We start from the raw sequence: 12,626 nt of genomic DNA on the forward strand, positions 1-12,626 counted from the left end.
TCGTCGTCTGAGACTAACTTCCAGTTTTGGGAGAGAGGTGGAAGTTACTTTGAGAAGTTACGCTGAACTATTTTGCTCCTGACTTGAAAAAGGAAATAGAGTTTTGCTTTCTTCTTTTGGTGAAAATATGGTATAATAGAGAATAAAAAACTTTGAAAGAAAGAAAAAGATGAATTTAAAAGATTACATTGCAACAATTGAAAATTATCCTAAGGAAGGCATTACCTTCCGTGATATTAGTCCTTTGATGGCTGATGGCAATGCCTATAGCTACGCTGTTCGCGAAATCGTACAGTATGCTACTGACAAGAAAATTGACATGATCGTGGGACCTGAGGCTCGTGGTTTTATCGTGGGCTGTCCAGTTGCCTTTGAGTTGGGAATTGGTTTCGCGCCTGTTCGTAAGCCAGGTAAATTGCCACGCGAAGTCATTTCTGCTGACTATGAAAAAGAGTACGGTGTTGATACCTTGACTATGCACGCGGATGCCATCAAGCCAGGTCAACGTGTTCTTATCGTAGATGACCTCTTGGCAACAGGTGGAACTGTTAAGGCAACTATCGAGATGATTGAAAAACTTGGTGGTGTTGTAGCAGGTTGTGCCTTCCTTGTTGAATTGGATGAATTGAACGGCCGTGAAAAAATCGGTGACTACGATTACAAAGTTCTCATGCATTATTGATGAAAAACAGTCCCTAGGGCTGTTTTCTCTACATTATGATATAAAAATAGACTATAGCTAGTTAGAGAAAAACTATAATTGAAAACTATATCTTCTTGCAGTATAATAAAAGGACTAAGTGTTTGAGATTTGGCTTCAAACATATGCAATTATTCCTGAAAGAGTACAGTTAGGAGAGGGTTATGCCGATTCGAATTGATAAAAAATTGCCAGCTGTTGAGATTTTACGGACAGAGAACATCTTTGTCATGGATGACCAACGTGCGGCCCACCAAGATATCCGTCCTTTGAAGATTTTAATCTTAAATCTTATGCCACAGAAAATGGTCACAGAAACCCAGTTGTTACGCCATTTGGCCAATACACCCCTGCAACTGGATATCGATTTTCTCTATATGGAGAGCCACCGTTCTAAAACAACTCGTTCAGAGCACATGGAGACCTTTTATAAAACTTTTCCTGAAGTCAAAGATGAGTATTTTGATGGCATGATTATCACGGGTGCTCCAGTTGAGCATTTACCATTTGAGGAAGTGGACTATTGGGAGGAATTTAGTCAGGTAATCGAGTGGTCCAAGACTCATGTCTATTCGACCCTTCATATCTGTTGGGGGGCTCAGGCGGGACTCTATCTGCGTTATGGGGTTGAAAAATACCAGATGGACAATAAGTTATCAGGTATTTATCCTCAGGATGCTTTAAAAGAAGGGCACCTTCTCTTTAGAGGCTTTGACGATAGCTATGTATCCCCTCATTCACGGCACACGGAGATTTCTAAGGAAGAGGTCTTAAACAAAACCAATCTCGAGATTTTATCAGAGGGTCCTCAGGTTGGGGTTTCGATTTTGGCCAGTCGTGATTTACGAGAAATTTATAGTTTTGGGCATTTGGAGTATGACCGTGATACCTTGGCAAATGAATATTTCCGAGATCGTGATGCAGGTTTGGATCCTCATATTCCAGAAAATTACTTTAAGGATGATGATGTTAACAAGATGCCTTGTCTTTGTTGGTCTTCATCTGCAGCCCTCTTTTTCAGTAACTGGGTAAACTATGCGGTCTATCAGGAAACACCTTTTGACTGGAGAAAGATAGAAGATGATGCATCTGCATATGGGTATTTATAAGAGGATTTATGACATATTTAGACGCTTTTAAATCAGGGAACTTGGTTTTACCGAGTGCCCTGCTCTTGCATTTTAAGGAACTCTTTCCTTCTAGCGACGATTTTCTGGTCTGGCAATTTTTCTATTTGCAAAATACGACAGGTTTGGAAGAAATGTCGCCAAGCCAGATTGCTGACAGGATTGGCAAGGAAATTTCGGATGTCAACCAATCCATTTCCAATCTGACGGAGAGGGGACTACTTCAGTATCGTACTATCGAGCTAAATGGCGAAATCGAATTGCTTTTTGATACCAGTCTAGCCTTGGAACGTTTGGATGACTTGCTTGGTGCTACTCATTCAAGTCCAGACCAGTTGACACCTCAAAATCAGCTCAAGGATTTGGTAGAAACCTTCCAGCAGGAGTTGGGACGCCTGTTGACCCCTTTTGAGATTGAGGATTTGACCAAGACATTAAAGGAAGATGGAATCAGTGCTGACTTGATTAAGGAAGCTCTTCGTGAAGCTGTTTTGAATGGAAAACCAAACTGGAAGTACATCCAGGCGATTTTGAGAAACTGGCGCCATGAAGGTATCAAAAGTGTAGCTCAAATTGAGGCTAAGCGGGCAGAAAGAGAAGCAAGCAATCCTCAGTTGACACAGGTATCTGCAGATTTTAGAAATGCCATGGATCTTTGGAAGGATTAATCCATGCAAGCAGGCTTGAAATCCGAGTAAGATTTGCAAGCTGTGTTTAATTGTGATAAAATAAATAGAAAATAAATTAAAAAAAGAGGTATGTGAAATGTCACGTAAACCATTTATCGCTGGTAACTGGAAAATGAACAAAAATCCAGAAGAAGCTAAAGCATTTGTTGAAGCAGTTGCATCAAAACTTCCTTCATCAGATCTTGTTGAAGCAGGTATCGCAGCTCCAGCTCTTGATTTGACAACTGTTCTTGCTGCTGCAAAAGGTTCAAATCTTAAAGTTGCTGCTCAAAACTGCTACTTTGAAAATGCAGGTGCTTTTACTGGTGAAACAAGCCCACAAGTTTTGAAAGAAATCGGTACTGACTACGTTGTTATCGGTCACTCAGAACGCCGTGACTACTTCCATGAAACTGACGAAGATATCAACAAAAAAGCAAAAGCAATCTTTGCAAACGGTATGCTTCCAATCATCTGTTGTGGTGAGTCACTTGAAACTTACGAAGCTGGTAAAGCAGCTGAATTCGTAGGTGCTCAAGTATCTGCTGCATTGGCTGGATTGACTGCTGAACAAGTTGCTGTATCAGTTATCGCTTACGAGCCAATCTGGGCTATCGGTACTGGTAAATCAGCTTCACAAGACGACGCACAAAAAATGTGTAAAGTTGTTCGTGACGTTGTAGCTGCTGACTTCGGTCAAGAAGTTGCAGATAAAGTTCGTGTTCAATACGGTGGTTCTGTTAAACCTGAAAACGTTGCTTCATACATGGCTTGTCCAGACGTTGACGGTGCCCTTGTTGGTGGTGCGTCACTTGAAGCAGAAAGCTTCTTGGCTTTGCTTGACTTTGTAAAATAATCAGTAGCAAAAGCTAGGTGGAACAGCATTCAAGATGTCTGTTCCATTTTTTATAGGAGAGGAAAGATTGAAAACAAAGATTGGAAAAATTGGATTAGCAAGTCTCTGTTTACTCGGGTTGGCAACTATCCACGTCGCTGCAAATGAAACCGAAGTTTCAAAAACTTCGCAGGATACAACGACAGTTTCAAGTAGTTCAGAGCAACATCAGTCTTCTAATAAAACTCAAACGAGCGAAGGAGTAAAAACAAATTCGTCTGCCCACTGGGATGGGGATTATTATGTAAAGGCTGATGGTTCTAAAGCCAAGAGTGAGTGGATTTTTGATAACTACTATAAGGCTTGGTTTTATATTAAGTCAGACGGTCGTTATGCTCAAAATGAGTGGCAGGGCAATTACTACCTAAAATCAGGTGGCTATATGGCTAAGAATGAATGGGTTTATGATAACGCCTATAAGAATTGGTTTTACCTGAAGTCTGATGGTTCTTATGCTAACCAGGAATGGCATTCTGTTGGAGGTAAATGGTACTATTTTAAAAAATGGGGCTATTTAGCTAAAAGCCAATGGCAGGGAAGTTATTTCCTAAATGGTCAAGGTGCTATGATGCAAAATGAATGGCTTTATGATCCAGCCTATTCATCTTACTTCTATCTCAAGTCTGATGGTTCTTATGCAAATCAAGAGTGGCAAAAGGTAGACGGCAAGTGGTACTATTTCAAGAAGTGGGGTTACATGGCTAAAGATGAGTGGCAAGGTAACTATTATTTGACAGGAAGTGGTGCTATGGCGACTGGTGAATTAGTCATGGATGATGCTCGCTATATTTTTTCTGACTCAGGTGAGTTAAAAGAAAAGAAAGACTTGAATGTTGGCTGGGTTCACCGAAATGGCAGACGTTATTTCTTTAACCATCGTGAAGAACAAGTTGGGACTGATCAAGTTAAAAAGGTCATCGATGTCAGTGAGCACAATGGTCGTATCAGTGACTGGAAAAAGGTCATCGATGATAATGGAGTAGATGGAGTCATTGTTCGTTTGGGCTATAGTGGAACTGAGGACAAGGAATTGGCTCATAATATTAAGGAGTTAAACCGTCTTGGAATTCCTTACGGTGTTTACCTTTATACTTATGCTGAAAATGAGACCGATGCTGAGAATGATGCTAAGCAGACTGTGGAGCTCTTGAAGAAATACAAGATGAACCTGTCTTATCCTATCTACTATGATGTTGAGAACTGGGAGTATGTCAATAAAAGTAAAAGAGCTCCAAGTGAGACTGGAACTTGGGTCAAGATTATCAATAAGTATATGGAAACCATGAAGCATGCTGGTTACCAAAATGTGAAAGTTTATAGCTATCGCCAACTCTTGCAAACTCGTTTGAATCATCCAGATATTTTAAAACATGTCAATTGGGTTGCAGCCTATACGGATGCACTTGATTGGAATAATCCTCATTATTCAGGTTCAAAAGGTTGGCAATATACTTCATCAGAATACCTAAAAGGAATCCGAGGTCGTGTGGATGTCAGCGTTTGGTATTAGACTATGATTAGAAAGAGGGATGTGAAAGTAGCATCCTCTTTTTCTTTATTTTGTAGAAGTTAAGGGAGTTTGAAAGGGACTGTGTTTTATACTAAAAAATTCTTAAATTATCAGTCTATTGCAACTTTTCTCATGTAAGTCATTTGGCTTGCTATTGGTTTTTCTTAGTAGTATACTAAGATAGTAATCATTAAGAAGTGATTACAAAAAATAATGAACGAGGTAAAATAAAATGGTAGAATTGAAAAAAGAAGCAGTAAAAGACGTAACATCATTGACAAAAGCAGCGCCAGTAGCATTGGCAAAAACAAAGGAAGTCTTGAACCAAGCTGTTGCTGATTTGTACGTAGCTCACGTTGCTTTGCACCAAGTGCACTGGTACATGCGTGGTCGTGGTTTCCTTGTATGGCATCCAAAAATGGATGAGTATATGGAAGCCCTTGACGGTCAATTGGATGAAATCAGCGAACGCTTGATCACACTTGGTGGTAGCCCGTTCTCTACTTTGACAGAATTCCTTCAAAATAGTGAAATCGAAGAAGAAGAAGGAGAATTCCGTAACGTTGAAGAAAGCTTGGGGCGTGTCCTAGCTATTTATCGTTACCTTATCACTCTTTTCCAAAAAGCTTTGGATGTAACTGACGAAGAAGGTGATGATGTTACAAACGATATCTTTGTTGGGGCTAAGGCTGAACTTGAGAAAACAGTTTGGATGCTTGCAGCAGAACTTGGACAAGCACCTGGTTTGTAAGAAATAATAGCAACATATATAAATCTGTAGGAAATTTCTTACAGATTTTTCTATTTTGTAAGCTATTCCAAACCAGTCTTTTTTTGAGTTTTTTGATAAAATAGTACTATCAGTGAAAAGGATGGAAGCATGACTAAGAAAATCGTAGCTATTTGGGCCCAGGATGAAGAGGGTGTGATTGGTAAGGACAATCGTCTGCCTTGGCACTTACCAGCAGAACTGCAACACTTCAAAGAAACAACTCTGAATCATGCTATCTTGATGGGGCGTGTGACCTTTGATGGAATGGGACGTCGTCTGCTTCCAAAACGGGAGACCTTGATTTTGACACGTAACCCAGAAGAAAAGATAGATGGAGTTGCTACTTTTCAGGATATCCAGTCTGTCTTGGACTGGTATCAGGCTCAAGAAAAGAATCTCTATATTCTCGGTGGGAAGCAGATTTTTCAGGCTTTTGAGCCCTACCTTGACGAAGTGATTGTGACTCAAATTCATGCTCGGGTGGAGGGAGATACCTATTTCCCTGAGGAGTTTGACTTGTCTCTTTTTGAGACAGTTTCAAGCAAATCCTATACCAAAGATGAGAAGAATCCTTATGATTTTACCATCCAATACCGCAAGAGAAAGGAAGTCTAATGGAACGTAGTATATTTGGTTTTTTTACAGCCATGCTGTGTTTGGTCTGCTTGCTTGCTGGAGCACAGGCTTTTCGTAAAAAGCGCTATGGACTTTCTGTCCTGCTCTGGTTAAATGCCTTTACCAATTTGGTCAATAGTATCCATGCTTTTTACATGACCTTATTTTAGATAGAATGACAGTATAGAATAGAACGGAAGGAAATCATGCCTACAAATAGGAATAATGATATGATGGTTTATTGCTCATTTTGTGGCAAAAGCCAAGAAGAAGTACAAAAAATAATCGCAGGTAACAACGCCTTTATCTGTAATGAATGTGTGGAGTTAGCCCAGGAAATCATTCGTGAGGAGTTGGCGGAAGAAGTCTTGGCAGACTTGTCTGAAGTTCCAAAACCAATCGAACTCCTCCATATCTTGAACCACTATGTAATTGGTCAAGATCGTGCCAAACGTGCCTTGGCAGTGGCAGTTTACAACCACTACAAACGTATCAATTTCCACGATACGCGTGAAGAGTCAGAAGATGTGGATTTGCAGAAGTCAAACATCTTGATGATTGGCCCAACTGGTTCAGGGAAAACTTTCCTTGCTCAGACCTTGGCTAAGAGCTTAAATGTGCCTTTTGCGATTGCGGATGCGACAGCTCTTACCGAGGCTGGTTATGTGGGTGAGGACGTGGAAAATATTCTTCTCAAACTCTTGCAGGCTGCTGACTTTAACATTGAACGTGCAGAGCGTGGCATTATCTATGTGGATGAAATTGACAAGATTGCTAAGAAGAGTGAGAACGTGTCTATCACACGTGATGTTTCTGGTGAAGGGGTGCAACAAGCCCTTCTCAAGATTATCGAGGGAACTGTTGCTAGCGTTCCGCCTCAAGGTGGACGCAAACATCCGCAACAAGAGATGATTCAAGTGGATACTAAAAATATCCTCTTCATCGTGGGTGGTGCTTTTGATGGTATTGAAGAAATCGTCAAACAACGTCTGGGTGAAAAGGTTATCGGCTTTGGTCAAAATAATAAAGCGATTGATGAAAATAGCTCTTACATGCAAGAAATCATCGCAGAGGATATTCAAAAATTTGGTATTATCCCTGAGTTGATTGGACGCTTGCCTGTTTTTGCAGCTCTTGAGCAATTGACTGTTGATGATCTGGTTCGCATCTTGAAAGAGCCAAGAAATGCCTTGGTCAAACAATACCAAACCTTGCTATCTTATGATGATGTCGAGTTGGAATTTGACGACGAGGCTCTTCAAGAGATTGCCAATAAAGCCATCGAACGCAAAACTGGTGCGCGAGGTCTTCGCTCGATTATCGAAGAAACCATGCTAGATGTCATGTTTGAAGTACCGAGTCAGGAAAATGTGACATTGGTCCGTATCACAAAAGAAGCTGTCGATGGAACGGATAAACCAATCCTAGAAACAGCCTAGAGGTGACTATGGAACTTAATACACACAATGCAGAAATCTTACTCAGTGCAGCAAATAAGTCCCACTATCCGCAGGATGAACTGCCAGAGATTGCCCTAGCAGGGCGTTCCAATGTTGGTAAGTCTAGCTTTATCAACACTATGCTGAACCGTAAGAATCTGGCTCGTACGTCAGGGAAACCTGGGAAAACTCAGCTTCTCAACTTCTTTAATATCGACGACAAGATGCGCTTTGTGGATGTGCCTGGTTATGGTTATGCCCGCGTTTCTAAAAAGGAACGTGAAAAGTGGGGGTGTATGATTGAAGAGTATCTAACAACTCGGGAAAATCTCCGTGCGGTGGTCAGTCTAGTTGACCTCCGTCATGACCCATCAGCAGATGATGTACAGATGTATGAATTTCTCAAATACTATGAGATTCCGGTCATCATCGTTGCGACCAAGGCAGACAAGATTCCTCGTGGTAAATGGAACAAGCACGAATCAGCAATCAAAAAGAAATTAAACTTTGACCCAAGTGACGACTTTATCCTCTTTTCATCTGTCAGCAAGGCAGGGATGGATGAGGCTTGGGATGCAATCTTAGAAAAATTGTGAGGGAAAAAAATGGCAAAAACAATTCATACAGATAAGGCTCCAAAGGCTATCGGACCATATGTTCAAGGAAAAATCGTTGGCAATCTTTTGTTTGCTAGCGGTCAAGTTCCCCTATCTCCTGAAACTGGGGAAATCGTTGGAGAAACGATCCAAGAACAGACAGAACAAGTCTTGAAAAACATCGGTGCTATTTTGGCAGAAGCAGGAACAGATTTTGACCATGTTGTCAAAACAACTTGCTTCTTGAGCGATATGAACGACTTTGTTCCTTTTAACGAGGTTTACCAAACTGCCTTTAAAGAGGAATTTCCAGCTCGTTCAGCTGTGGAAGTAGCTCGTCTTCCTCGTGATGTAAAAGTCGAAATTGAAGTCATCGCAGAGATTGGATAAGCTAGTTGAAGTTTGGTGTTGCCAAACTTCTTTTGATATAAGGAGAAACAGATGACAAAGAAACAACTTCACTTGGTGATTGTGACAGGGATGAGTGGTGCTGGGAAAACTGTAGCCATTCAGTCCTTCGAGGACTTGGGATATTTCACTATTGATAATATGCCGCCAGCCCTCTTGCCTAAGTTTTTGCAGTTGGTGGAAACGAGGGAAGACGACCATAAGTTGGCCTTGGTAGTGGATATGCGTAGCCGTTCTTTCTTTTCAGAGATTCAAGCTGTTTTGGATGAGTTGGAAAACAAGGAAGAACTGGACTTTAAAATCCTCTTTTTGGATGCAGCAGATAAGGAATTGGTTGCTCGTTACAAGGAAACCAGACGAAGCCACCCTCTAGCTGCAGATGGACGGATTTTGGATGGAATCAAGCTGGAACGTGAACTCTTGGCTCCTTTGAAAAATATGAGTCAAAATGTGGTGGATACAACTGAACTCACTCCGCGTGAGCTGCGTAAAACCATTGCAGAGCAGTTTTCAGATCAAGAACAAGCCCAGTCTTTCCGTATCGAAGTCATGTCTTTTGGCTTTAAATATGGAATTCCGATTGATGCGGACTTGGTCTTTGATGTCCGTTTTTTGCCAAATCCCTACTACTTACCAGAACTGAGAAATCAAACAGGTGTGGATGAACCAGTTTATGACTATGTTATGAATCATCCTGAGTCAGAAGACTTTTATCAACATTTATTGGCCTTGATTGAGCCGATTTTGCCAAGTTACCAAAAGGAAGGTAAGTCTGTTTTGACCATTGCCATGGGTTGTACGGGTGGACAACACCGTAGTGTGGCCTTTGCTAAACGCTTGGCGCAGGACTTATCCAAGACTTGGCCTGTCAACGAAGGACATCGTGACAAAGACCGAAGAAAGGAAACGGTAAACCGTTCATGAGAAAACCAAAGATAACGGTGATTGGTGGAGGGACTGGGATCCCCGTCATTCTTAAAAGTCTGCGTGAAAAAGATGTGGAAATCGCTGCTATCGTAACGGTGGCGGATGATGGTGGTTCATCAGGTGAACTCCGAAAAAATATGCAGCAATTGACACCACCAGGTGATCTTCGTAATGTCCTTGTGGCCATGTCGGATATGCCTAAGTTCTATGAGAAGGTCTTTCAGTACCGCTTTTCTGAGGATGCAGGAGCCTTTGCTGGCCATCCATTGGGAAATCTCATTATCGCTGGCCTGTCAGAAATGCAGGGTTCGACCTATAATGCCATGCAGTTACTGAGCAAATTTTTCCATACAACAGGGAAGATTTATCCATCCAGTGACCATCCTTTGACCCTGCATGCAGTTTTTCAGGATGAGACAGAGGTGGCTGGAGAGAGTCATATTGCAGACCATCCAGGCATGATTGACCACGTCTATGTGACCAATACCCTCAACGATGATACACCTCTGGCTAGCCGTCGAGTGGTGCAGACCATTCTTGAAAGTGATATGATTGTCCTAGGACCTGGTTCCCTCTTTACCTCTATTTTGCCCAATATTGTCATTAAGGAAATCGGGCAGGCGCTTTTGGAAACCAAGGCAGAAATTGCCTATGTCTGCAATATCATGACCCAACGTGGGGAGACGGAATATTTTACAGATAGTGACCACGTGGAGGTCTTGCATCGCCACCTTGGTCGACCTTTTATCGATACTGTCTTGGTGAATATCGAAAAAGTACCTCAGGAATACATGAATTCTAACCGTTTTGATGAATACTTAGTGCAGGTGGAACATGATTTTGCTGGTCTTTGTAAGCAAGTTCCGCGCGTGATTTCATCCAACTTCCTTCGTCTGGAAAATGGAGGTGCCTTCCACGATGGGGATTTGATTGTGGACGAATTGATGCGAATTATACAGGTGAGAAAATGAGTTTCACAGTAGCAGTAAAAGAAGAAATCCTGGGACAGCACCATCTGAGCCGGCATGAATTATCTGCCATTATCAAGATGTCTGGCAGTATCGGTCTCTCGACTTCGGGCTTGACCTTGTCTGTCGTGACAGAAAATGCTAAGCTGGCCCGTCACCTCTATGAGTCCTTTCTTCATTTCTATGAAATCAAATCGGAAATTCGCCACCACCAACGGAGCAATCTTCGCAAGAATCGGGTCTATACCGTTTTTACAGATGAAAAGGTGCAGGACTTGTTAAGTGATTTGCACTTGGCAGACTCTTTCTTTGGTTTGGAAACAGGTATTGATGAGGAAATTTTATCGGATGAGGAAGCAGGCCGTGCCTATCTCTGTGGTGCTTTCTTGGCAAATGGGAGCATTCGTGACCCTGAGTCAGGTAAGTACCAGTTGGAAATCAGTTCTGTTTATCTGGACCACGCGCAAGGAATTGCCTCCCTTCTTCAGCAATTTTTACTGGATGCCAAGGTACTTGAGCGCAAGAAGGGAGCTGTGACTTATCTCCAGCGTGCCGAAGACATTATGGACTTTCTTATAGTGATCGGAGCCATGCGAGCGCGTGACGATTTTGAGCGAGTTAAGATTTTGCGAGAAACCCGTAACGACCTCAATCGAGCCAATAATGCTGAAACGGCTAATATTGCTCGGACAGTTTCTGCCAGCATGAAGACCATCAACAATATCAGTAAAATCAAAGATATCATGGGCTTAGAAAATCTGCCAGTGGACTTGCAGGAGGTAGCGCAGTTGCGGATTCAGCACCCAGACTACTCTATCCAGCAGTTAGCAGATAGCCTTAGCACTCCTCTGACCAAAAGTGGTGTCAATCACAGAATTAGAAAAATCAATAAGATAGCGGATGAACTATAAAACCACGAATCCTATGTGACTCGTGGTTCTTTTTTATAAACTAGTAGAGTGTTTTGGTTGTACTTTTTGCTCAGGGTCGATGTAGTTGATAGCATTGTTGACAGCGGTTGGTGCTTCTCCAAGCCCTGTCGCAATCAAGTCGATCTTTCCGTCATAGTAGCAGCAGTCACCGATAGCATAGATACCTGCTTGGCTGGATTCTTGTTTGCTGTTAACAATAATCTTGTGGCGGTTGAGGTCCAGACCCCAGTTTTTAAGGTTACCGACAGATGATTTGAAACCATAGTTGACAAAGAGGTAATCTAGGTCAATCGTTTCTGTTTCATCAGATTTGACTTTTGTGATTTCCAGCTTATCAAGCCTTTGTCCGTCTCCAAGGAGTTGGCTAGGGACGAATGGTGTCTTGATGGTTACAGATGATTCTTGCAAAGCTTGGACACTGTGTTCCAAGGCACGGAAATTATCTCTGCGGTGAACAAGGGTAGTTGGTGCGATTTTTTCAAAAGCCAAAGCCCAATCCACAGCCGAGTCTCCCCCACCAAGAATTGTCACTTTCTTGCCGGCATATTGCTGGATATTGGAAACGTGGTAGTGGATATTTTCATAGCCTTCAACGCCTTCTAGTTCCAGAGGACGTGGTTTGAAGGCACCGCCACCCATAGCGATGATAACTGTTTTAGACAAGTGACTTCCTTTAGAAGTTGTGATGGCAAAGCCATCTTCTTGTTTTTCAATCTCAAGAACCGTTTCATTGAGATGAATAGGGGTATCAAAACCGTTTAGTTGTTCAATCAAGCGGTTAGTCAACTCTTCTCCAGTTAGATTTGGAAATCCTGGTACGTCTAAGATTTCCTTTTCAGGATAGAGGATGGCAGGTTGTCCACCTAGTTGGGGAAGGGAGTCGATGATTTGGACCTTGGCTTGGCGTAGGTGGGCATAGAAGGCTGCAAAGAGCCCGACAGGACCGCCACCTACAATGGTAATATCATAGAGTTGAGACATGGTTTCTCCTTTGTTTTTTCTAGTCATACTCTTCGAAAATCAAATTCAAACCACGTCAGCGTCGCCTTACCGTACTCAAGTACAGCCT

General features: G+C 42.1%; 15 protein-coding genes. 14 read left to right on the forward strand and 1 reads right to left on the reverse strand.

All coding sequences use genetic code 11. From position 1 onward, the window contains the following. The first annotated feature begins 169 nt into the window (after window positions 1–169). From ADI86_RS02695 to whiA, 14 genes are all read left to right on the forward strand, one after another. On the forward strand, window positions 170–682 hold the full coding sequence (locus tag ADI86_RS02695; RefSeq protein ID WP_001049318.1) for an adenine phosphoribosyltransferase: 513 nt from the start codon (window positions 170–172) through the stop codon (window positions 680–682). 182 nt (window positions 683–864) lie between these two features. Beyond that, a complete protein-coding gene (gene metA / locus ADI86_RS02700) occupies window positions 865–1,809 on the forward strand; it encodes a homoserine O-acetyltransferase MetA (RefSeq protein WP_049531688.1) in 945 nt (314 codons plus the stop codon). An 8-nt stretch (window positions 1,810–1,817) separates the two neighbouring features. Further along, complete coding sequence (locus ADI86_RS02705; RefSeq protein ID WP_049531689.1) at window positions 1,818–2,495, forward strand: DnaD domain-containing protein; 678 nt, start codon at window positions 1,818–1,820, stop codon at window positions 2,493–2,495. Window positions 2,496–2,592: 97 nt separating this feature from the next. Further along, a complete protein-coding gene (gene tpiA / locus ADI86_RS02710; RefSeq protein ID WP_004269852.1) occupies window positions 2,593–3,351 on the forward strand; it encodes a triose-phosphate isomerase in 759 nt (252 codons plus the stop codon). Window positions 3,352–3,385: 34 nt separating this feature from the next. Continuing rightward, window positions 3,386–4,900, forward strand: coding sequence for a choline binding-anchored murein hydrolase LytC (gene lytC / locus ADI86_RS02715; RefSeq protein ID WP_080983157.1), 1,515 nt, complete (start codon window positions 3,386–3,388; stop codon window positions 4,898–4,900). Window positions 4,901–5,132: 232 nt separating this feature from the next. Beyond that, on the forward strand, window positions 5,133–5,651 hold the full coding sequence (locus ADI86_RS02720; RefSeq protein WP_049531691.1) for a Dps family protein: 519 nt from the start codon (window positions 5,133–5,135) through the stop codon (window positions 5,649–5,651). 129 nt (window positions 5,652–5,780) lie between these two features. Beyond that, complete coding sequence (locus ADI86_RS02725) at window positions 5,781–6,287, forward strand: dihydrofolate reductase (protein ID WP_049531692.1); 507 nt, start codon at window positions 5,781–5,783, stop codon at window positions 6,285–6,287. Further along, on the forward strand, window positions 6,287–6,457 hold the full coding sequence (locus ADI86_RS11990) for a hypothetical protein (protein ID WP_000442260.1): 171 nt from the start codon (window positions 6,287–6,289) through the stop codon (window positions 6,455–6,457). Before ADI86_RS02725 ends, ADI86_RS11990 begins: the two co-directional genes overlap by 1 nt. A 36-nt stretch (window positions 6,458–6,493) precedes the next feature. Further along, window positions 6,494–7,726 (forward strand): ATP-dependent Clp protease ATP-binding subunit ClpX, encoded by a 1,233-nt coding sequence (gene clpX, locus ADI86_RS02735; protein WP_049531693.1) that lies wholly within the window; start codon window positions 6,494–6,496, stop codon window positions 7,724–7,726. Window positions 7,727–7,734: 8 nt separating this feature from the next. Then, window positions 7,735–8,322, forward strand: coding sequence for a ribosome biogenesis GTP-binding protein YihA/YsxC (yihA, locus tag ADI86_RS02740; RefSeq protein WP_000422599.1), 588 nt, complete (start codon window positions 7,735–7,737; stop codon window positions 8,320–8,322). 9 nt (window positions 8,323–8,331) lie between these two features. Further along, window positions 8,332–8,712, forward strand: coding sequence for a RidA family protein (locus tag ADI86_RS02745; RefSeq protein ID WP_001140420.1), 381 nt, complete (start codon window positions 8,332–8,334; stop codon window positions 8,710–8,712). Window positions 8,713–8,763: 51 nt separating this feature from the next. After that, the gene (gene rapZ / locus ADI86_RS02750) at window positions 8,764–9,654 is read left to right on the forward strand and encodes an RNase adapter RapZ (RefSeq protein WP_049531694.1); all 891 of its coding nucleotides are present in this window, start codon (window positions 8,764–8,766) and stop codon (window positions 9,652–9,654) included. Continuing rightward, a complete protein-coding gene (locus tag ADI86_RS02755; protein WP_049531695.1) occupies window positions 9,651–10,628 on the forward strand; it encodes a YvcK family protein in 978 nt (325 codons plus the stop codon). The genes rapZ and ADI86_RS02755 overlap by 4 nt, the downstream gene beginning before the upstream one ends. Beyond that, window positions 10,625–11,536, forward strand: a complete 912-nt coding sequence (gene whiA, locus ADI86_RS02760) for a DNA-binding protein WhiA (protein WP_049531696.1) — start codon at window positions 10,625–10,627, stop codon at window positions 11,534–11,536. The genes ADI86_RS02755 and whiA overlap by 4 nt, the downstream gene beginning before the upstream one ends. Window positions 11,537–11,569: 33 nt before the next feature. Here the strand turns inward: whiA and ADI86_RS02765 are convergent, their stop codons facing one another. Beyond that, a complete protein-coding gene (locus ADI86_RS02765; RefSeq protein ID WP_049531697.1) occupies window positions 11,570–12,538 on the reverse strand; it encodes an NAD(P)/FAD-dependent oxidoreductase in 969 nt (322 codons plus the stop codon). Between the last annotated feature and the right edge of the window lie 88 nt (window positions 12,539–12,626).

The organism is Streptococcus pseudopneumoniae (assembly GCF_001074975.1).
Lineage (GTDB): Bacteria > Bacillota > Bacilli > Lactobacillales > Streptococcaceae > Streptococcus > Streptococcus pseudopneumoniae_D.